General features: G+C 70.8%; 17 protein-coding genes. 9 read left to right on the top strand and 8 right to left on the bottom strand.

The window, feature by feature from the left end; all coding sequences use genetic code 11:
* Positions 1–212 precede the first annotated feature (212 nt).
* From ACIPUC_RS27910 to ACIPUC_RS27925, 4 genes are read left to right on the top strand one after another with little or no spacing between them, the layout of a single operon-like run.
* The gene (locus ACIPUC_RS27910; protein ID WP_446592983.1) at positions 213–1,589 is read left to right on the top strand and encodes a glycosyltransferase; all 1,377 of its coding nucleotides are present in this window, start codon (positions 213–215) and stop codon (positions 1,587–1,589) included.
* The gene (locus tag ACIPUC_RS27915; RefSeq protein ID WP_446592985.1) at positions 1,586–3,268 is read left to right on the top strand and encodes an ArnT family glycosyltransferase; all 1,683 of its coding nucleotides are present in this window, start codon (positions 1,586–1,588) and stop codon (positions 3,266–3,268) included. Before ACIPUC_RS27910 ends, ACIPUC_RS27915 begins: the two co-directional genes overlap by 4 nt.
* 6 nt (positions 3,269–3,274) lie before the next feature.
* Positions 3,275–4,465 carry a glycosyltransferase gene (locus ACIPUC_RS27920; RefSeq protein ID WP_446592987.1) on the top strand — a complete coding sequence of 397 codons (1,191 nt, stop codon included), beginning with the start codon at positions 3,275–3,277 and terminating at the stop codon, positions 4,463–4,465.
* 23 nt (positions 4,466–4,488) lie between these two features.
* Positions 4,489–6,906, top strand: a complete 2,418-nt coding sequence (locus tag ACIPUC_RS27925) for a galactose oxidase-like domain-containing protein (protein ID WP_446592988.1) — start codon at positions 4,489–4,491, stop codon at positions 6,904–6,906.
* 103 nt (positions 6,907–7,009) lie between these two features.
* Here ACIPUC_RS27925 and trhA read toward each other — a convergent pair whose 3' ends face one another.
* The gene (gene trhA / locus ACIPUC_RS27930; protein ID WP_446592989.1) at positions 7,010–7,699 is read right to left on the bottom strand and encodes a PAQR family membrane homeostasis protein TrhA; all 690 of its coding nucleotides are present in this window, start codon (positions 7,697–7,699) and stop codon (positions 7,010–7,012) included.
* A 220-nt stretch (positions 7,700–7,919) separates the two neighbouring features.
* Between trhA and ACIPUC_RS27935 the strand changes: the two genes are divergently transcribed.
* Entirely contained in the window at positions 7,920–9,743 is a 1,824-nt protein-coding gene (locus ACIPUC_RS27935; protein ID WP_446592990.1) for a phosphoenolpyruvate carboxykinase (GTP), read from the top strand.
* Between the two features lie 117 nt (positions 9,744–9,860).
* Here the strand turns inward: ACIPUC_RS27935 and ACIPUC_RS27940 are convergent, their stop codons facing one another.
* The 4 genes from ACIPUC_RS27940 to ACIPUC_RS27955 are packed head-to-tail and all read right to left on the bottom strand — an operon-like array spanning position 9,861 to position 14,380.
* On the bottom strand, positions 9,861–10,490 hold the full coding sequence (locus tag ACIPUC_RS27940) for a hypothetical protein (protein ID WP_446592991.1): 630 nt from the start codon (positions 10,488–10,490) through the stop codon (positions 9,861–9,863).
* Complete coding sequence (locus ACIPUC_RS27945; RefSeq protein WP_446593068.1) at positions 10,477–12,057, bottom strand: substrate-binding and vWA domain-containing protein; 1,581 nt, start codon at positions 12,055–12,057, stop codon at positions 10,477–10,479. The genes ACIPUC_RS27940 and ACIPUC_RS27945 overlap by 14 nt, the downstream gene beginning before the upstream one ends.
* Positions 12,058–12,095: 38 nt before the next feature.
* Positions 12,096–13,292: a toxic anion resistance protein gene (locus tag ACIPUC_RS27950; RefSeq protein WP_446592993.1), complete on the bottom strand. Its 1,197-nt coding sequence runs from the start codon at positions 13,290–13,292 to the stop codon at positions 12,096–12,098.
* The gene (locus ACIPUC_RS27955; RefSeq protein ID WP_446592994.1) at positions 13,289–14,380 is read right to left on the bottom strand and encodes a hypothetical protein; all 1,092 of its coding nucleotides are present in this window, start codon (positions 14,378–14,380) and stop codon (positions 13,289–13,291) included. Before ACIPUC_RS27955 ends, ACIPUC_RS27950 begins: the two co-directional genes overlap by 4 nt.
* 137 nt (positions 14,381–14,517) lie before the next feature.
* Here ACIPUC_RS27955 and ACIPUC_RS27960 point away from each other — a divergent pair, with 137 nt between their 5' ends.
* A complete protein-coding gene (locus tag ACIPUC_RS27960; protein WP_446592995.1) occupies positions 14,518–14,949 on the top strand; it encodes a hypothetical protein in 432 nt (143 codons plus the stop codon).
* Between the two features lie 106 nt (positions 14,950–15,055).
* On the opposite strand, the gene ACIPUC_RS27965 is transcribed toward ACIPUC_RS27960, so the two are convergent.
* Entirely contained in the window at positions 15,056–15,451 is a 396-nt protein-coding gene (locus ACIPUC_RS27965; RefSeq protein ID WP_446592997.1) for an SCO4983 family protein, read from the bottom strand.
* A 108-nt stretch (positions 15,452–15,559) separates the two neighbouring features.
* Entirely contained in the window at positions 15,560–16,771 is a 1,212-nt protein-coding gene (locus ACIPUC_RS27970) for a pyridoxal phosphate-dependent aminotransferase (RefSeq protein WP_446592999.1), read from the bottom strand.
* Positions 16,772–17,104: 333 nt separating this feature from the next.
* Between ACIPUC_RS27970 and ACIPUC_RS27975 the strand changes: the two genes are divergently transcribed.
* From ACIPUC_RS27975 to ACIPUC_RS27985, 3 genes are all read left to right on the top strand, one after another.
* Positions 17,105–17,338 carry a hypothetical protein gene (locus ACIPUC_RS27975; RefSeq protein WP_446593001.1) on the top strand — a complete coding sequence of 78 codons (234 nt, stop codon included), beginning with the start codon at positions 17,105–17,107 and terminating at the stop codon, positions 17,336–17,338.
* Between the two features lie 1,141 nt (positions 17,339–18,479).
* Complete coding sequence (locus tag ACIPUC_RS27980; protein WP_446593002.1) at positions 18,480–18,956, top strand: macro domain-containing protein; 477 nt, start codon at positions 18,480–18,482, stop codon at positions 18,954–18,956.
* A 132-nt stretch (positions 18,957–19,088) separates the two neighbouring features.
* Positions 19,089–19,442 carry a hypothetical protein gene (locus tag ACIPUC_RS27985; RefSeq protein ID WP_446593003.1) on the top strand — a complete coding sequence of 118 codons (354 nt, stop codon included), beginning with the start codon at positions 19,089–19,091 and terminating at the stop codon, positions 19,440–19,442.
* Position 19,443: 1 nt separating this feature from the next.
* On the opposite strand, the gene ACIPUC_RS27990 is transcribed toward ACIPUC_RS27985, so the two are convergent.
* Positions 19,444–19,911, bottom strand: coding sequence for a nitroreductase/quinone reductase family protein (locus ACIPUC_RS27990; RefSeq protein ID WP_446593004.1), 468 nt, complete (start codon positions 19,909–19,911; stop codon positions 19,444–19,446).
* Positions 19,912–19,997: the final 86 nt, after the last annotated feature.

Here is a 19,997-nt window from a genome sequence, read left to right on the forward strand (position 1 = left end):
CACTGCGCCTGAGTGTCATGTTCACTATCTAGTCTCAGGTCGTTCGAGAGACATCGTCTCGGAGAGACACCGTTTCGGAGAGACACCGGGATGGCGCACTGGGGGGTGCGCGCAAGGGGGAAGCGGAGGCGGCGGGCCGGGGGGCCCGCCGTGAGCCTCCGGGGGGTTTGACGATCGCCGCCGGGGGTTGCGGCATGTCTGTGGGGGACAATTTGTACACCTCTGTGTTCATTTCTGTCATTTCGCTGGCACTCTTCGGGATTGCCGCCTTCACGCTCTGGTGGCAGATGCACGCCTGGCGGACGCCGGAGGTGCTCGCGTCCACCCGCTTCGACCGGCCCGACGGGGGCGGCCGGCTGTCCTTCTCGCTGCTGCTGCCCGCCCGCCACGAGCAGGCGGTGCTGGAGCACACCATCGACCGGCTGCTGGAGTCGAGCCACACCGACTACGAGATCATCGTGATCGTCGGGCACGACGACCCCGAGACCGCCGCCGTCGCCGAGCGCGCCGCCGCGAAGGAACCGGCCCGGGTCCGGGTCGTCGTCGACCACCACGAGACCAAGAACAAGCCCAAGGCCCTCAACACCGCCCTCCCGTCCTGCCGGGGCGACATCGTCGGGGTCTTCGACGCCGAGGACCAGGTCCACCCCGAGCTGCTCGCCCACGTGGACCACGCCTTCCGCTCCACCGGCGCCGACGTGGTCCAGGGCGGGGTCCAGCTCATCAACTTCCACTCCAGCTGGTACAGCCTGCGCAACTGCCTGGAGTACTTCTTCTGGTTCCGCTCCCGCCTGCACCTGCACGCCGAGAAGGGCTTCATCCCGCTGGGCGGCAACACGGTCTTCGTGCGCACCGAGGTGCTCCGCGAGGCCGGCGGCTGGGACCAGGACTGCCTCGCCGAGGACTGCGACCTGGGGGTGCGGCTCTCGTCGGTCGGCAAGAAGGTCGTCGTCGCGTACGACTCCGACATGGTCACCCGGGAGGAGACGCCCGGCTCCCTGGTGAGCCTGCTCAAGCAGCGGACCCGCTGGAACCAGGGCTTCCTCCAGGTGTACCGCAAGAAGGACTGGCAGCAGCTGCCCGGCCGCGGGCAGCGCTGGCTCGCCCGCTACACGCTGATGACCCCGTTCCTGCAGGCCGCGTCCGGGGTGATCATCCCGGTCAACTTCGCCGTCGCGGTCTTCCTCGACGTACCGGTCGGCATCGCGATCATCACCTTCCTCCCCATGATCACGGCGATGGTGACGTTCGTCTTCGAGATCGTCGGCCTGCACGACTTCGGCCGCCAGTACGGACTGCGCGTCCGCTTCGTCCACTACGTCAAGCTCGTCGTCGGCGGCCCGTTCTACCAGGTGATGCTCGCGGGCGCGGCGATCCGTGCGGTCTGGCGCGAGCAGCGCGGCCGCAACGAGTGGGAACTGACCAGCCACACCGGCGCCCACCTCACCGAGTCCCCGTCCCTGGCGGCGGCTGCCGTGACGGCCTCTGCCTCGGCCGCCGCGCCCGCGGCTGCGTCCGCGTCCACGACGCACACGGCCACGACGCACACGTCCACGATCACCGCGATCCGAGAGGACAAGCCCCAGTGACCGCCACTCTGCCCACGGCCACTGATCCCCAGCCGGGCGCGACGGCCACCGCTCCGGCCGACGCGCCACTCGTCCCCGGCCGGCGCAGCGGCACCGGCGCCCGCCCGCCCGTGCTGCCCGTCCGCCCGCTCGTGCGCTTCCGCTCCTCCCGCCCGGACCTGCTGCTCTGCGGGGCCCTGCTGATCGTGATCGTCCTCGTGCAGGGCTGGAACATCACCGCCTTCCCGACCCTCAGCGACGACGAGGGCACCTACCTCGCCCAGGCGTGGGCGGTCCAGCAGGGCGACGGCCTCGCCCACTACACGTACTGGTACGACCACCCGCCGCTCGGCTGGATCCAGCTCGCGGGGCTCACCTGGCTGCCCTCGCTCTTCGTGCCCGATTCGATGACCGTCGCGTCGATGCGGTTCTCGATGCTGGTCGTCTCGGCCGCCGGCTCGGTGCTGATCTACGTCCTCGCGCGCCGGCTGTGGCTGCCGCGCTGGGCGGCCGGGCTGGCGATGGCCCTCTTCGGGCTCTCCCCGCTCTCGGTCGTGCTCCAGCGGGAGATATTCCTCGACAACCTCGCGGTCATGTGGATCCTGCTGGCCTTCTGCCTCGCCGCGTCCCCCAGCCGCCACCTGTGGCACCACTTCGCGTCCGGGCTGGCGGCCGCCACCGCCGTCCTGACCAAGGAGACGATGCTGGTGGTGCTCCCGGCGCTGCTGGTGACGATGTGGCGCCACAGCCACCCCGACACCCGCAAGTTCGCCGTCACCGGAGCCATCACCGCCTGCACCCTCATCGGGCTGGCGTACCCGCTGTTCGCGCTGCTCAACGGCGAGCTGCTGCCCGGCTCCGGGCACGTCTCCCTCATCGACGGGATCACCTACCAGATGGGCCGCGAGGGCTCCGGCTTCATCCTCGACCCCGGTTCCGGCTCGAACGGCGTCCTGCGGTCCTGGCTGTACTACGACACCGTCCTGCCGCTCGGCGGCCTGGCCGGCGCCGTCCTGCTGCTGGCCACCCTGCGCTGGTCGGTCACCGCCCGCGCACTCGCCGGGCCCGCGCTCGCCGCGGTCATCCTGGCGCTCGTCGCGATGCGGCCCTCCGGCTACCTCCCGGCGATGTACGTGATCCAGGCGGTGCCGTTCCTCGCCCTCGTGCTGGCCGGGGGCGCGGCCAGCGTCACGCACGCCGTGCTGCGCCGCCGCCGCTCGCCGGGGGAGCGCAGGCAGCTGGTGTACGCGCGCTGGGCGGTGATCGGCGTACTGGCCGCGGCGGCCTCGGTGTACGTACTGCCGCGCTGGTACGACGGCAACCGCACGGCGCTCACCGCCGACGCGAACGCCCCGTACCGGCAGGCCGCGGCCTGGCTCGGCAGCGAGGTCGACGATCCGGCGCGCACCCGCGTGCTGCTGGACGACGCGCTGTGGCTGGACGCGGTGCACCACGGGTTCGAGCCGGGGCTCGGCGCGATCTGGTTCTACAAGGCGGACCTCGACCCGGCCGTCACCAAGACCCTGCCGCGCGGGTGGCGGGACATCGACTACGTCGTCTCCTCGCCCACGGTCCGCCGCGACGCGGTGGACCTGCCCAATGTGAAGGCCGCGCTGGAGCATTCGACGGTGGTCGCCGTCTTCGGCTCGGGCGAGGACCGCATCGAGATCCGCCGCACCGACCGCCAGAGTGGGAGCTGAGCCACCATGAGCGAGGACCTGTGGTCCCTCCATGCCCCGATCGATCCGGATCTCACCCTTCCGCAGGCGGTGACCGGCAGCGTCACCCTGATCATCCCGACCTTCAACGAGGCGGGCAACATCGTGGAGTTGCTGCGCCGGCTCGGTGACGCGCTGCCCGACCCCGAGCAACTGCCGTGCGAGGTGCTGTTCGTGGACGACTCCACGGACGACACCCCGGCCGTCATCGAGAAGGCCGCCGCCGACCACTCCTTCCCCGTGTCCGTCCTGCACCGGGAGGTCGCCGAGGGCGGCCTCGGCGGCGCCGTCGTCGAAGGGGTGAGGCGGGCGGACACCGACTGGATCGTCGTCATGGACGCCGACCTCCAGCACCCGCCCCATCTGGTGCCCGAACTCGTCGGAGAGGGGATACGCACCGGCGCCGACCTCGTCGTAGCCTCCCGCTACATCACCGGCGGCAGCCGGGCCGGACTCGCCGGCACCTACCGCATCGCCGTGTCCCGCGGCGCGACCTGGCTCACCAAGGGGCTCTTCCCGCGCGCCCTGCGCGGCATCAGCGACCCGATGAGCGGCTTCTTCGCGATGCGCCGCTCGGTGGTCACCGCCGAGGCCCTCAAACCGCTGGGCTACAAGATCCTGCTGGAGCTGGCGGTGCGCTGCCGGCCCGCGAAGGTCGCCGAGGTGCCCTTCGTCTTCCAGGACCGCTACTCCGGCGAGTCGAAGTCCACCGCCCGCGAGGGCATGCGCTTCCTGGCGCACCTGGCCTCGCTGCGCTCCGCGACCCCGCTGGCCCGGCTGATCGGCTTCGGCCTGATCGGCCTCTCCGGCTTCGTCCCGAACCTGGCCGCGCTCTGGCTGCTCACGCGGGCCGGGATGCACTACCTCCCGGCCGAGATCGTGGCCAACCAGGCCGGGGTCCTGTGGAACTTCCTCCTCATCGAGACCCTGCTCTTCCGCGACCGCCGCCGCCACCGCCACTGGGCGGACCGGATCGGCCGCTTCGCGCTGCTCGCCAACGCCGACCTGCTGCTGCGGATCCCGCTCATCGCGGTGTTCGTCGCCCAGTTCGGCATGGACGTGCTCCCCGCCACCGCCCTCGCGCTGGTCACCACCTTCGTCCTGCGCTTCGCGGCCACCGAGGCGCTCGTCTACCTGCCGCGCACCGCGCGCAAGGCAGGGCGTCACACCAGGAGCTGAGCCGCACAGAAGGGAACCTTTCCATGCGTGTGAAGATCCGGCGGAGGGCCGGGCGGCGTGCCGCCCTGCTGGCCGTCGGCGCGCTGACCGCGGGCCTGCTGCTCACCGCACCGCAGCAGGCCACGGCCGGACCGCCCAATCTGCTCTCCAATCCCGGTTTCGAGACCGCCGGCGCGCCCGGCGCCGACATGCCGTCCTGCTGGTCCAAATCCGGCTGGGGCGACAACGACTTCACCTATGCGACCGTCCCCGACGCGCACAGCGGCACCAAGGCGATGCAGGTCTCCCTCACCCGCCGGGTGGAGGGCGACCGCAAGGCACTGGTCACCGAGAACACCGCGTGCGCTCCGACCGTGGCGCCGGGCAAGCAGTACGACCTGTCCGCCTGGTACAAGTCCAACACCCCGGACGTCTCGGTGACGGTGTTCCGCCGCGTGGCCGCGACCGGGGCCTGGCAGTACTGGACCGATCTGCAGAATCCGCCGGTCAGCGCGGGATGGGCGCGCACGGAGGTCCGTACGCCCGCCGTTCCGCCGGGCACCGACAAGATCGCGTGGGGGCTGTCGGTGTACGGGGTGGGCACGCTCACCACCGACGACTACGCGCTGGAGGAGGTGGGCGCGGTGCCGCCGCAGCCCGCCTGTTCGGGTACGGCGGAGGAGTGCGCCAAGGGCAAGTGGGAGGTGATCCCGGCCAAGAACCCGGTGCGTTCGATGCACGCGGTGGTCCTCAAGAACGGCAAGGTGCTGCTGATCGCGGGCTCGGGCAACGACATCGCCCAGTTCAACGCGGGCACCTTCACCTCGGCCGTCTACGACCCGGCGAACGGGTCGTTCAAGACCATCCCGACACCGGTCGACATGTTCTGCTCGGGCCATGTGCAGCTGGCGGACGGCCGGGTGCTGGTGATGAGCGGCAACAAGGGGTACCCGTCCGCCGACGGCACGGTCGGCTACCAGGGGTTGAAGGACTCGTACACCTTCGACCCGGCGACCGAGACGTACACGAAGACCAACGACATGAACGGCGGGCACTGGTACCCGTCGGCGACGATCCTGGGCAACGGTGACGTGATCTCCTTCGGCGGTCTGAAGGAGGACTCCACGGGCAACGTGACCGCGGAGAAGTTCTCGGCGGCGCAGAACAAGTGGCTGCCGATGAACGAGGTCAACCAGACCTGGTCGTACTGGGGCCTGTACCCGTCGATGATCCTCATGCAGGACGGGCGGCTCTTCTACTCGGGCAGCCACACCTTCGGCAACGGCACCCCGGGCACGGGCGCGTCGATCTACGACTACGCCGCCAACACCATCACCGACGTGCCGGGCCTGCGGAACAAGGACCAGCGCGACGAGTCGGCGAGCGTGCTGCTGCCCCCGGCGCAGGACCAGCGGGTCCTGACCATCGGCGGCGGCAACAACGAGACCAATCCGGCGGCGAACCGGATCACGGACATCATCGACCTGAAGAAGCCGAGCCCCGCCTACACGGCCGGCCCGGACATTCCGCTGGGCCTGGTGGACACCGGTACCGGCAAGCGGCCGCAGACCGGGGCCGAGGGCAAGATGTACGCATCCGCCGTGCTGCTGCCGGACGGCAAGGTGCTGGAGACCGGCGGCGGGCTGCACGACCGGGCCGACCCCGTCTTCGAGGCCTCGTTCTTCGATCCCGCCACCAACACCTACCAGGCGGGACTGGCGACCGACCCGATCCCGCGGACCTACCACTCGGCGTCGTTCCTGATGCCCGACGGCCGGGTCATGTCGGTGGGCGACAACCCGGGCAACGGCACCTACAACCACAACGTGTCGATCTACACCCCGCCCTACCTGTTCAAGGGCGCGCGCCCGCAGATCACCTCGGTGATCGACACGCAGTGGGTGTACGGGGACACGCAGCGGATCACGGTCAACCGGCCGATCGCCAAGGCGGAGCTGATCCGCCCGGCGGCCGTCACGCACTCCTCGGACCCGAACCAGCGGTTCGTGGACCTGCCGATGACGGTGGACGGGAACAACATCGACCTGAACGTGACCAGCAACCCGAACCTGGCGCCGCCCGGCTGGTACATGCTCTTCGCGGTCGACGCGAACGGCGTCCCGTCGATCGCGACCTGGGTGCACCTGGGCGGGGCCCCGGCCCTGGCCGCCGCCGAGGAGCAGCCCTCGGCGCACCAGCACACCTTCGCCGACAAGCTGGGCCCCGCCAAGAAGAACCCGTCCAAGCGGGACTCGGCCCCGGTCGCGCCGAGCGTGGCGGGCTGCGACCGCCACTACGGAACGGTCAACCTGTGCGTGCCGACCCGTTTCCCGGCGGAGGTGAAGGAGACGACGAAGGCCCGCTGCGACTGGCTGGCCGCCCACCAGTATCCGAAGCGCATGAAGGTCAACGGCAGCGACCCGCTGCGCCTGGACGAGGACAAGGACGGCTACACCTGCTGACAGCGCAGGGAGCGCCGGTGCCCGGCCGCGAAGTGCGGCCGGGCACCGGCGCATCCGGCCGGGCAGCGCGCTGACGCGGCAGCACGCCGGCGGCCGCGCGCCGTCAGTGCGAGTACGCGGCCAGCGAGATGCCGACGTAGTGGGCGACGAAGGCCGCGAGGGTCAGGGAGTGGAAGACCTCGTGGAAGCCGAAGAAGCGGGGGGAGGGGTTGGGGCGCTTCATGCCGTAGATGACCCCGCCCGCGCTGTAGAGCAGGCCGCCGACGATCACCAGGACCAGGACGGCGATGCCGCCGGTGCGCATGAAGTCGGGCAGGAAGAAGACGGCGGCCCAGCCCATGGCTATGTAGCAGGGGGTGTACAGCCAGCGCGGGGCGCCGACCCAGAAGACGCGGAAGGCGATGCCGGCCGCGGCCGCGAGCCACACGGCCCACAGCAGTGTGCGCCCGGTGGAGGGCGGGAGCAGCAGGACGGTCAGCGGGGTGTAGGTCCCCGCGATGATCAGAAAGATGTTGGCGTGGTCGAGCCGCCGCAGGATGGCCTCGCCCCTGGGGCCCCAGGTGCCGCGGTGGTAGACCGCGCTGACGCCGAACAGCAGGCAGGCCGTGAGGATGTAGACCCCGCAGGCCACGCGGGCCCGGGTCGAATCGGTGAACGCCATGAGCACGAGGCCCGCGACCACCACGGCGGGGAACATCCCGAGGTGCAGCCAGCCGCGCATCAGCGGCTTGGCCTCCGGAGCGTCCGGGGCGGCGGCCGGGACTGCGGCCGGGGCGGCGGCGTCAGAAGTCATGGCCCACATGCTACCTACGGGCCCGTAGGTTTCCGTTGGTCCTCTTTACGGAAGATTGACGGACGTGGCGATGCTCACGTGAGAGGCCCCCTGGACATATGCGCACACGCACCGGATGATCAGATGAGTGCGGTCGACACCGGATGAGCGGAGCGCGAAGCGTCCGGGTCGCAGCCCCCACGGGGCCTACACCAAACAAACCCCTCAACAAGGAGCAATCGTGGCGCGCGACAACGCGGCTCCCACCATCCCGACGACTCACCAGGAGCTGATCTCCTGGGTGGACGAGATCGCAGCCCTCACCCAGCCGGACCGCGTCGTCTGGTGCGACGGCTCCGAGGGCGAGTACGAGCGCCTGTGCGAGGAGCTCGTCGCCAAGGGAACGTTCAAGAAGCTCGACGAGACGAAGCGCCCGAACTCGTACTACGCCGCCTCCGACCCCTCCGACGTCGCGCGCGTCGAGGACCGCACCTTCATCTGCTCCGAGAAGGAGGAGGACGCGGGCCCGACCAACCACTGGAAGGCCCCGGCCGAGATGAAGGCCGTCTTCGCGGGTGACCAGGGCATCTTCCGCGGCTCCATGAAGGGCCGGACGATGTACGTCGTCCCCTTCTGCATGGGCCCCCTCGGCTCCGAGCTCTCCGCGATCGGCGTCGAGATCACCGACTCCGCCTACGTCGCCGTCGCGATGCGCACCATGACCCGCATGGGCAAGGCCGTCCTGGACGAGCTCGGCTCCGACGGCTTCTTCGTGAAGGCCGTCCACACCCTCGGCGCCCCCCTGGAAGAGGGCCAGGCGGACGTCCCGTGGCCGTGCAACACCACCAAGTACATCTCGCACTTCCCCGAGACCCGCGAGATCTGGTCCTACGGATCCGGCTACGGCGGCAACGCCCTGCTCGGCAAGAAGTGCTACGCCCTGCGCATCGCGTCCGTCATGGCCCGCGACGAGGGCTGGCTCGCCGAGCACATGCTGATCCTCAAGCTCACCCCGCCGCAGGGTGAGGCGAAGTACGTCGCCGCCGCGTTCCCGAGCGCCTGCGGCAAGACCAACCTGGCCATGCTGGAGCCCACGATCCCCGGCTGGACCGTCGAGACCATCGGCGACGACATCGCCTGGATGCGCTTCGGCGAGGACGGTCGCCTGTACGCGATCAACCCCGAGGCCGGCTTCTTCGGCGTCGCGCCCGGCACCGGCGAGCACACCAACGCCAACGCCATGAAGACGATGTACGCGAACACCGTCTTCACCAACGTCGCGCTCACCCCGGACGGCGGCGACGTGTGGTGGGAGGGCATGACCGAAGAGGCGCCCGCCCACCTCATCGACTGGAAGGGCAACGACTGGACCCCGGAGAGCGACACCCCGGCGGCCCACCCCAACGCCCGCTTCGCCGTCCCCGCCGCCCAGTGCCCGACGATCGCCCCCGAGTGGGAGGACCCCAAGGGCGTCCCGATCTCCGCGATCCTCTTCGGCGGCCGCCGCGCCTCCGCCGTGCCCCTGGTCACCGAGTCCTTCGACTGGAACCACGGCGTCTTCATCGGCTCGAACATCGCCTCCGAGAAGACCGCCGCCGCCGAGGGCAAGGTCGGCGAGCTGCGCCGCGACCCCTTCGCCATGCTGCCGTTCTGCGGCTACAACATGGGCGACTACATGGCCCACTGGGTCAAGGTGGCGGCCGACAAGGACCAGGAGAAGCTTCCGAAGATCTACTACGTGAACTGGTTCCGCAAGAACGACGCGGGCAAGTTCGTGTGGCCCGGCTTCGGCGAGAACAGCCGCGTCCTGAAGTGGATCGTCGGCCGCCTCGACGGCACCGCCGAGGGCGTCGAGACCCCCATCGGCATCCTGCCGACCAAGGAATCCCTCGACCTCGAGGGCCTCGACCTCCCGGCCGAGGACGTCGACTTCCTCCTCACCGTCGACAAGGAGGTCTGGCGCGAGGAGGCCGCCCTGGTCCCCGAGCACCTGAACACCTACGGCGACCACACGCCCAAGGAGCTGTGGGACGAGTACCACGCGCTCGTCAAGCGCCTGGGCTGAGCCGGGACACGCCCTGAAGAAGGGCCTATGAACGTGGGAGCCCCCGACCAAGCGGCGTCCCACCGCTGTGGGAGCCCCCGACCAAGCGGTTCCCACCGCAGCACGTGACCCGTCCGGTCAGGAGCGTCCGCGCTCCTCCAGATAGGTCGTGTGCGTCTGCTGACGGCGGGCCTCCGCTTCGCGAAGGCCCGCCGTCACGCGTTCCGCCTCGTCGTACAGGACCGTCAGCTGCCGCTCCAAGTGCCGCTCCGGCGACTCGCCGCCCGGCGTCAGCCGCGTCCACCAGCGCGTCCGGTTGTACGTGTCCACGCACTCCGGCACGTCCAGCCGGATCGCCCGGGACAGCGAGTGCACCGCCTCCGGATCGGCGGCCAGCGCATCGGCCACCCACCCCGGATCGAGCAGGGCCGCGTACAGCTCCGTCAGCTCGGCCAGCTTGCCGCCCGCCGCCGGCGGCAGGTCCACCTCGGCCAGGTACGCGCGCAGCCGCCCGAAGTCCTCCCGTACGACGCCCAGCTGCTCGGCGGCGTCCGGATAGACCGGCGGAGCCACCGTCTCCGGCGGGGCGATCAGCGCGCCCGCGCCGTACAGCCCGGCCACCACCACCGGCCAGTACGGGCCGCCGACCCCGGCGAAGCCCAGGCCCAGCCCGGCCACCCCGCACGCGGAGCCGACCAGGTTCTTCTTCGACTCCACGTAGCGCAGAAAACTCCTACCGAGCGCCTCGGCAGCTCTATTGGTAGCCACGGATCTCCTCGAAGGCTCCGTTCAGCGAACCGTTCCCGCCGGTGGCGTCGAAAAGCCGCCCGCCGGTCAGTTCGGTGATGTGGGCGAGCTCCTTGCGGTCCGAATCCCCGAACAGCACCGCGAACACCGGCGTGTGCTTCTGCCCCTCGGGCAGCGAGGCGTAGAAGGAGTCGAAGTGCTGCGCCCCGACGCCCTCCGTGTTCTGGCCGTCCGTCATCAGCACGATCGAGGTGAACGCGTCCCCGCCGCCCTTGCCCAGCTGCTCGTACGCCGCCTCCAGGCTGCTGTAGATCGCCGTACCCCCCTCCGGCTCCAGCGACTTCACGTCGCCCCGGATCCCGTCCAGGGCCGGTCCCGGATTGCCGGGCTCGACGACGTGCGTCCGTACCTTCTTCACCTTGGACCCGAACGGCAGGAGCGTCACCTCCTCGCGGTCCCGGAACCTCTGCCCGGTCCCCGAACTCCCGGTGCCCGTCAGCTCCGTGAGCGCCGCCTTCAGCCGCCCGATGCGGTCCTCCTCGGTCATCGACCCCGAGGTGTCCAGCACGTACACCGTCCGCGACGGCCGGCGCAGCTCGTTCTCGTACGAGGCCAGCAGTCCGTCGGCGACCGCCAGCGAACCGGGGAACGGCAGCTCGCGCCGCTTGTCCGCACCCAGCCCGGCGGCCGGCGCCACCCCGGCCGCGACCGGCCGGCGGAAGGTCTTCTCCGTGATCGCCCGCTGCGCCTCCGCGCCGCGCAGGTACTCCGTCAGGGCCCGGCCCGACTCGCGGGCCCCGGCCGGGGCCGAGGTCAGCAGGGTCAGCGGGTAGTGCGCGGTGACGACGCCGTCGCGCGGCCGGATCACCGTCAGCGGGGACTTCGCGTCCCGGTTGACCGACAGCAGCACCGACTCGTAGTTCACCAGCGCGTCCACGTCCGTGCGCTGAGCGTAGGCGGTGGCGAGCCAGCCGGAGGAGCCCGAGGTCAGCCGCTGCCCCGTGAAGAACTCCTTCAGCCGCGGCGCGGCCGCCTTCACGTCCGCGTCGGTCAGCGCAGCCTGCGCGCCCGACAGGCCCGAGGCCACCGAGACCAGCGCGGAGAAACCGGAGTTGGAGCGCACCGGGTCGGTCATGCCGTAGCTGAGCTTCCCGCCGGTGACGGCCTCGTGCACCGCCGACCAGGTGACGTCCCCGGGCTTCCAGCCGAGCCGGGCCAGCGCCTCCGGCCGCACGCCGAGGGCGACGGGCGAGGACATCACCGGGGTCTCGTTGGCGAGCTTTCCGGCCGCCTCGGGACGCAGCCGCAGATAGTCGTTGGAGGACAGCCAGATCGCGTCGTACTTCCCGTCGGCCTGCCCGGACGCGACCTGCTCGGCGGCATCGAGCGTTCCGGACCAGGTCAGGTCCACGGTGACCCCGGTGGCCTTCTTGGCCTGCTCCAGCACCGGCTGCATGTCCGCCAGCTCACTGGAGGCCAGCACCCGCAGGGTGCCCTCCTTGTAGGCCGGCGGCTTCGGGCTGTCGGGCGCATCGGCGGTACAGGCGGTGGCACCGACGAGCGCGGCGAGCGCGAGACCCGCGACCATCCAGCCGCGCCCGCTGCGGCCCCGGCCGCGACGCCCGCTCACAGCGCACCGCCTTCGAGGACGCTCGCGGTGCGCGTGCGCGCGAGGTACGCGGACGCCGTCCGAAGCTCCCCCGTCAGGGACTCCACGGTCGCGGCCATGTTCTCGGTGGCCTGCACCTTGAACGTGTCGATCGCGTCGAGCGTCTGGTAGATCTGCGCGAACGCCGTCCGCAGGGTCTCCGCCCCCACCGCAGGATCCGCCGCGATCCGCTGGATCTCTCCGCTCTGCGTGGACAGCATCTCCGCGTTGCCGCGGATCAGGTCCTCCGTCGTGTTGCGCAGGGTGTTGACCTGCTCGACGACCTTGCGCTGGCTGTCGAGGGCCGAGGCCAGCATCACGGCGATCCGCAGTGCGGAGACGGTGGTGGTCGCGGCCCGGTCGACGCCCTTGATCAGCTCGTCGTTGTTGCGCCGGACCACGTCCATCGCCAGGTACCCCTGGGCGCACACGGCCAGCTGGGTCAGCAGGTCCTGGTGCTTCTGCCGGACCGGGAACAGCATGTCCGCGCGCAGCGCGTCGGCCGCCTGCGGATCGGAGTGCTCCGCCTCGGCGATCCGCTGCTCGACGGCGCAGTCCAGGGCCTCGGTGAGGACCGCGTACTCCTGGAGCTTGCCCATCGTCTCCCACAGGCGGGCCCGCTCGGTGTGCAGGGCCGCGTTGTCGCGGCGCAGCTCGTCCTGCCCGCTGCGCAGCGCGCCCACGATCCGGTTCAAGGTCGCCTGCGAGGAGGCGTACTTCGCCACGTGGTCGCGGAACCTGTTGCCGCCCGGCAGCTTCGAGATCAGCTTGCCGAAGCCCTTGGCGGGCGTGTCGCGCGGATCGAGGTCCTCGACCGTGCGGCGCAGTTCGACGAGGGAGCCGGCCACCCGCGCCTGGGCGTCGCCGCCGCCGTCGGAGCCGAGGGAGCGCACGGCCCGGTCCAGCATCCGGTTGGACTGCTGGGCGGCGGAGCGGATGTCGGCCGAGCCGAGCCCGGCGATCTCGCCGATGCGCTGCGCGAACTCGGGGGAGCGGGTGTCGATCCCGGCGAGCGAGCCGACGTACTCCCCGGCCCTGCGGGCCATTTCGTCGCGGACGCCGTCCTGGAGCGGTACGAGTCCGGCGGCCTGCTCCTTGCGGACGGGGGCGACCGGCTCGGGCGCGGTGAGGACGAGAGGGGAGTCGTTTCCGTCGGCGGTCGGCGTCGTGGTCATGGTGTGTCCCCCTGGCCCTTGGCGCGGGCGGCGAGCGCCATCAGGATCTTGACGGTGGGTGTGCCGACCTGGCGGATGCCGGTCAGCGCGGGGTTGAGGTAGGCGGCGTGCGGGGCGGTCGCGGCGGTGAACTCGGGCACGCCGTCCTGCGGGCGGAACCCGTGGCGCAGGGCCAGCTCGCGCAGTTTCGGGTCGGTCGCGAGGAGCGTGCCGAGTTCGCCCGCCTTGTCGCCGAGCGGGACGAAGGTGTGCGCCGTGTTGACGGTGGTGTCCGGGTAGAGGACCACCATGTCGCCCGGATCCTGCTTCTGCAGCAGGAGGGCCGCCACCTGGGACTCGTACACCAGGATGAGCGGTTCGCCGCTGCCGCTGATGAAGGCCCGGAACGGGTCGTCGGTGCTCGGCTCCAGGGCGCCCTGTACGGAGATCAGCTTGCGCATCAGGGGCGCGGTACGGGCGATCGCGGCGTCGTCGGAGACGATGGTGCTGCCGTTCGCCACATTGGAGGTGGCGGCGAGGAAGAGGGCGCCGGAGTTCGAGGTGGACGGGTCGGTGGTCTTGATGAACACCGTGCCGGTCAGCTCGGCGTGCGCGGAGGCGCCGGACAGCTGCTGCCAGGTGCGGTCCTCGCCGGCGGCCTTGAGGAAGGGGCCCATCAGGAGGGTCCCGGAGTTCTTGCCGGTCGTCTTCGCGAGGCCGTTGTCGGCCAGGACCTTGGCGGCGTTGGCGCGGGCGATGACGACGAGCGGGGAGTAGAAGGGCTTGGTCTCCTGGGCGCCCTTGACCCCGGCGGCGGCCTCGACCTCCTTGGCGGGTTCACTGCTGCTGGGGAAGGCGAAGTCGAACTCCTTCAGGGCGAGCTGGTCCATCGCCCAGGAGCCCGAGGTCTCCGTCTTCACGGTGTAGCCCTTGGCGGCAAGGGCCTTGACGACGTCCGGGTCGCGGAAGAATTCGGACTTCTCCGAGCCGATGACGCCACGCACGGTCTTCGTTGCCGGCGTTTGTGGGTCCTGCCCGTTGACGAGGGCGACAGCTACGACGCCGCCGATCAGGAGGAGGCCCAGGATGATTCCTAGGATGCGTCTCACGAGTGCAGCGTGCTCGCGGAAACCCACATTCCGCGAGGAGTTGAGTGAACGTCAGGTGTCCAGGCGGTCCCACTTCGAAATGCTGTGTGAGCCCGTGGGTGCTGGTGGGAGGGGCGGCCGACCGGGAGGATCTGGTCATGGGCGTGAGCACGAGCGCGTTGAAGTGGCAGGGCTGGCTGGTCGGCCTGGTGACGCTGGCCGGACTGCTGGTGTTCGCCCCGCTGGGGCTGTACGTGTGGGCCAGCGGCGGCCCGTCGCCCGGCGAGGCGGTGGAGGTTCAGGCGGAGCCGGATGCGCGGGTCACCGCGTGCCGCGTCGATCCGGCCAGCCGTCGGGTGGTGGCCGCGGTGGAGGTGGCGGGGCAGGGCTCCTACGTCGTCACGGTGGAGTTCCGCGACCAGGAGCACCCGGGCCCGGGTACGCGGGCCTCGCAGGCCCTGGTGAAGATCCCGGGCGTGCTCCCGGGGGCGACGGAACGCGGTGAGGCCGTCGGCCCGGTCTGGCCGGTGGCGACGGTCCCGTGGTGCGGGGTCGCCGACGCGGTCCGGGCGGAGGAACTGGAGCCCTGACGGGCCGCAGCCGGAGGGCGGGCCCGCGGCAGCCGCTTCACCCGCCGGCGCCCGCTCAGGGGTATGGCGCCCGGTCCGGAGCCTCCGCGGCCCCGGACCGGGGCCGTCAGAGGGCGCCGGCCAGGTCCTGGGACGTGAGGGCGGCGGCGTGCGCGTCCATGCGCTCGGCGGCGAGGATCGCGACGGTGGTGTCGGCGCGGGACGCGGCGACGAGGAGCGCGCGGGCGGCGAGGTCGTGCGCGCGCTGGTGCAAGGCGGTGCGGTCCGCGGCGCCGTGCGCCTGGGGTGCGCGGGCGGGCTGCGCCCCCCGCAGCCGCGCGACCTGCGCGGCGATGCGGGCGGCGGCCTCGTCGAGGCCGAGCTCGTCGGTGACGGCGAGCAGGGCCGCGAGGTGCCCGGCGAGCTGGACGTCCAGGGCTTCGCTGCGGCTGCGGTGCGGGTAGTCGGCCGGGGCGGCGCCCATGCGGTGGACGACCGACTTGGTGCGGCTCGGCTCGTACATGAGGTGGCCTCCTGCGTGGGTCAGGAGACCATCCTACATTGGAATCAATCTAAAGTTGAGTTGAATCCTGTCAGTGCTCGAGCCGGATGCGTGACGGCTGCCGCACGGCTACGGCTGGCCGTAGCCGTCCAGGAAGTTCCCGATCCGCGTCACCGCGTCCGCCAGGTCCTTGGCGTTCGGCAGCGTCACGATCCGGAAGTGGTCCGGCTCGGGCCAGTTGAAGCCCGTACCGTGCACCACCATGATCTTCTCGGCCCGCAGCAGGTCGAGGACCATCTGCCGGTCGTCCTTGATCTTGTAGACGGCGGGGTCGAGCTTCGGGAAGAGGTACAGCGCGCCCTTGGGCTTCACGCAGGTGATGCCGGGGATCTGCGTCAGCAGGTCGTACGCCGCGTCCCGCTGCTCCAGCAGCCGCCCGCCCGGAAGCACCAGGTCGTTGATCGACTGTCGGCCGCCGAGTGCGGTGGCGACGGCGTGCTGCGAGGGCATGTTCGCGCACAGGCGCATGTTGGCCAGGATCGTCAGCCCCTCGATGTACGAGGAGGCGTTCTTCTTGGGGCCGCAGACCGCCATCCAGCCGGCCCGGTAGCCGGCGACGCGGTAGTTCTTGGACAGCCCGTTGAAGGTCAGGGTGAGCAGGTCCGGCGCGATGGCGGCGGTGTTCGTGTGCGTCGCTCCGTCGTACAGGATCCGGTCGTAGATCTCGTCCGAGCAGACGACCAGGTTGTGGCGGCGCGCGATGTCCGTGAGCCCGCGCAGCATCTCGTCGTCGTAGACGGCGCCGGTCGGGTTGTTCGGGTTGATGATCACGATGGCGCGGGTGCGGTCGGTGACCTTGCGCTCGATGTCGGCGAGGTCCGGCATCCAGTCGGCCTGCTCGTCGCAGCGGTAGTGCACGGCCGTGCCGCCGGCGAGCGAGACGGATGCGGTCCACAGCGGGTAGTCCGGCGCGGGGACGAGGACCTCGTCGCCGTCGTCGAGCAGCGCCTGCATCGACATCTGGATCAGCTCGGAGACGCCGTTGCCGAGGTAGATGTCCTCGACGTCCAGCTCGATGCCCTTGGTCTGGTAGTGCTGCATGACCGCGCGGCGCGCGGAGAGCAGCCCCTTCGCGTCCCCGTAGCCGTGGGCGTTGCCCAGGTTGCGGAGCATGTCCTCAAGGATCTCCGGCGGGCACTCGAAGCCGAAGGCCGCGGGGTTGCCGGTGTTGAGCTTGAGGATGCGATGACCTGCTGCTTCGAGCCGCATCGCCTCTTCGAGCACGGGGCCGCGGATCTCGTAGCAGACATTGGCGAGTTTCGTTGACTGGATCACCTGCATGACGGGAGCTTACGGGCCCGGGCGCGGGCGTGGCGCGCCATTTGAGTGGGCGGGGTGGCGAGTGATATGCCCCGTTTCGGGCAATGCCGGGTGCCGATGCGGTCCACCCTTGGAATCCGGGGCCGGGCCGCGTCCGGGCCTGCGGAATCGGTGGGGTGCGGGTGGGCGGGGGTCCGGGGTGTTGCGCTCGTCACGCTGGGGCGGCGGGTAGGTGGGGATGCGGGCTGAGTACGGGGGCCGAGTACGGAGGCTGAGTACGGGGACTCATGCGGCGGGCCGGTGGCGGGTGGAGGCTGATGATCTGCAACGGCGGCTACCGAAGGGTGCGGCGCAATGGAGTTCGTGGTCGGTGACATGGCGATCACCACGGTCGGCCTGGACGGCGACGACAGGGCGATCGAGTTCCTGGTCTCGGGGCCGACGGCCACGGACCACGGGTGCTTCGCGATCCACCGCGAGCACGGCCAGGGCTGGGAGACGGCCCGTCTCGCCATCGACCCGCAGTCGGGCAGCGTCCCGGTGGCGGCGGTGGAGTGGGCGGTGGAGTTCGCCCGGGAGTACCTGTGAGGGGGGTGGGGGCTTCGGGGGCCTGATTCCGCGCACTCCTCATCAGGGAGGGTTTGGGGGTTTCCCGCCAGTCCCACTGTCTCTCCGGGTCGGGCCGCCCTGTCAAGGGCGCTCCTCCTTCGTCGTCGCGTCGCTTCGCGATGGCCTTCGGCCACCCTTGACAGACCGACCCGCCCCGGAAAGACAAGGACCGGCGGGAAGCCCCCAAAAGAACGGTCCACTGGTTCACGATTACGGTCAGAGGGGCATCAGGGACCGGATCCTTGGTTCTCGGGGCCATGGCCTGCGCCCGGGCCAGTAGCGAGGCATCCGGGGGTCGGTGGGGGCGCGTCAGTTCGCTACGCGCTCCTCACGTCTCAGCGTCCGCCGCCCGTCCGGGGCCGAACCCGCACCAGACAGCGCCTACCAGCCCCTGCCGAGCCAGTCGACGCGTCAGATCGCTACGCGCTGCCGTTGGATGGCGTCTCCGGGCCGTCCGGGGCTGGTGAGAGGCCGCCCGCGCTCTTTGGAGAACGCGCACTGGACGTGCGGCAGCCCTGCGCGGGCACCTCGTCACTCGTTCGCCGATTGCGTCGCTGCAGCAGGAGGGGCGACCTCGTGACTGACCGGCATCACGTGGCTTATCAGCCCCGGACGGCCGTCAGTCGCCGTCAATGAGGAGCGCGTAGCGATCTGGTGCGCCCACCGGTCCGCCAGGCGCTTCTCATCGCTGTCTGGTGCGGGTTGAGCCCCGGACGGCCGTCGGACGCCGAGATATGAGGAGCGCGTAGCGATTTGGTGCGCCCGCCGACCCCGGATCACTTCTCTACGGGCCCGGGCGCAGGCCATGGCCCCGGTGACCAAGGATCCGGTCCCTGATGCCCAGTGGCTGTCCTCGGAACCAGTGGACCGTTCTTTTGGGGGCTTCCCGCCGGTCCTTGTCTTTCCGGGGCGGGTCGGTCTGTCAAGGGTGGCCGAAGGCCATCGCGAAGCGACGCGACGAAGGAGCGCCCTTGACAGGGCGGCCCGGCCCGGAGAGACAGTGGGACTGGCGGGAAACCCCCAAACCCTCCCTGATGAGGAGTGCGCGGAATCAAGCCCCCCGAAGCCCCCGACCGCCTCCAGTGCCCCGGTGTCAGTCGTCCCGCATATCTTTTCGAGTATGAAGCCGCTACGGATCATCGCCGGAGATGCGACAAGTCCCCAGGCCAAGGGGCCCAAGGTCATCGCACATGTCTGCAACGACCTCGGGGGCTGGGGCAAAGGGTTCGTACTCGCCGTTTCGCGGCGGTGGGCGGAGCCGGAGGCTGCGTACCGGGCCTGGCATCGGGGGCGCAGCGGGAACGACTTCGGGCTCGGGGCCGTGCAAGTGGTGCGGGTGAAGCCTGATGTGTGGGTGGCCAACATGGTCGGTCAGCGGGGGATGCGCACCGGGAGCGCGGGCCCGCCGATCCGCTACGACGCCGTCGCGCGCTGTCTCGCCGCGTTGGGCGACCACGCCGTCGAGTTGGGCGCCGGCGTCCACATGCCGCGGATCGGGTGCGGGCTTGCGGGCGGCACCTGGTCGCGTATCGAGCCGCTCATCACCGACGCGCTCTGCGCGCGGGACGTGGAGGTCACCGTGTACGACCGCGCGTGACGCCGGAGGCGGCGCGGGGCAACCGCGCGCCACGCCGACGGATTTCGGAGGATCGATTCGCCCGTACGGGGCCTCCTAGGGTCGTGCCCGCACAGCACCAACAGCCCGTACGTGAAAGGGATTCACCCCGTCATGAAGCTCCGCAACACCGCCGTCGCCGCCGTCGCCGCCTTCGCGCTGGTTCTGTCACTTCCCGCGTCGGCTCTCGCCGCCACCGGCGAGTTCCACTACAAGTACCGCGACGAAGCCGGCGTGGAGCAGACCAGCACCCTGCACGACCCGCGGAGCGGCGACTGCATCAACCTCGACGCGGTCGGCTCCGACGACGTCGACCCCGGGTATGCCCCGCACAACCGGACCGACTCCCGGGTGACCGTCTACCTCGGCGCCGACTGCGACGGTCCCGAGTGGCGGCTGCGGCCGTACGGGAACCAGGCGAGCGACCGCCTGCTGGTGCGCTCCGTCCGCTTCGACAGCAACGACTGAGTCAGCGGTCCGACCAACCGTTTCTGCTTTCGATGATCACCAGCGGGATCTCGCGGGGTGCGGCCGCCGTCTGGTCGTCCTCGTAGGCGGGCCACAGGCCCGTCATCATGTCCCAGTACGTCTCCCGCTCCTCCGGCGTCGCCGTGCGCGCCACGGCTCGGAAGACGCAGGCGCCCACCTGGACGCGGACCTCCGGGTGGGCGGTGAGGTTCCCGTACCAGGCCGGGTGCTCCGGGGCGCCGTACGCGGCGGCCACGACGATCAGGCGGTCCGCGTCCTCGCCGTAGATCAGCGGGGTGCGGACCGTCCGGCCGGTGGTGCGGCCGACCGTGGTGAGCAGCAGGGTGGGCACTCCGTGCCACAGGTGCCCGTCGGCGCCCGCCGTGCGCGCGTACGCGCGGACGTGGTCGAGCCGCGGTCCGGGCCGTGGGTCCGTGGGGTGGTCCCAGTCGACATCGAGAGCGTGCATTCACCTGTCCTTAGGGTTGTGGCCCCCGGAGCGCTAACGACTATTCACCGAGTCTGGATGCGGTCCGGCCGGCCCGCACACCGTAC

Source organism: Streptomyces sp. LARHCF249 (assembly GCF_052871255.1).

Excerpts from the sequence above, each read along its gene's own strand:
- ACIPUC_RS27920 (WP_446592987.1), top strand. The coding sequence starts at position 3,275 with ATGAGCGAGGACCTGTGGTCCCTCCATGCCCCGATCGATCCGGATCTC.
- ACIPUC_RS27925 (WP_446592988.1), top strand. The coding sequence starts at position 4,489 with ATGCGTGTGAAGATCCGGCGGAGGGCCGGGCGGCGTGCCGCCCTGCTG.
- trhA (WP_446592989.1), bottom strand. The coding sequence starts at position 7,699 with ATGACTTCTGACGCCGCCGCCCCGGCCGCAGTCCCGGCCGCCGCCCCG.
- ACIPUC_RS27945 (WP_446593068.1), bottom strand. The coding sequence starts at position 12,057 with ATGGTCGCGGGTCTCGCGCTCGCCGCGCTCGTCGGTGCCACCGCCTGT.
- ACIPUC_RS27950 (WP_446592993.1), bottom strand. The coding sequence starts at position 13,292 with ATGACCACGACGCCGACCGCCGACGGAAACGACTCCCCTCTCGTCCTC.
- ACIPUC_RS27960 (WP_446592995.1), top strand. The coding sequence starts at position 14,518 with ATGGGCGTGAGCACGAGCGCGTTGAAGTGGCAGGGCTGGCTGGTCGGC.
- ACIPUC_RS27965 (WP_446592997.1), bottom strand. The coding sequence starts at position 15,451 with ATGTACGAGCCGAGCCGCACCAAGTCGGTCGTCCACCGCATGGGCGCC.
- ACIPUC_RS27970 (WP_446592999.1), bottom strand. The coding sequence starts at position 16,771 with ATGCAGGTGATCCAGTCAACGAAACTCGCCAATGTCTGCTACGAGATC.
- ACIPUC_RS27975 (WP_446593001.1), top strand. The coding sequence starts at position 17,105 with ATGGAGTTCGTGGTCGGTGACATGGCGATCACCACGGTCGGCCTGGAC.
- ACIPUC_RS27980 (WP_446593002.1), top strand. The coding sequence starts at position 18,480 with ATGAAGCCGCTACGGATCATCGCCGGAGATGCGACAAGTCCCCAGGCC.
- ACIPUC_RS27985 (WP_446593003.1), top strand. The coding sequence starts at position 19,089 with ATGAAGCTCCGCAACACCGCCGTCGCCGCCGTCGCCGCCTTCGCGCTG.
- ACIPUC_RS27990 (WP_446593004.1), bottom strand. The coding sequence starts at position 19,911 with ATGCACGCTCTCGATGTCGACTGGGACCACCCCACGGACCCACGGCCC.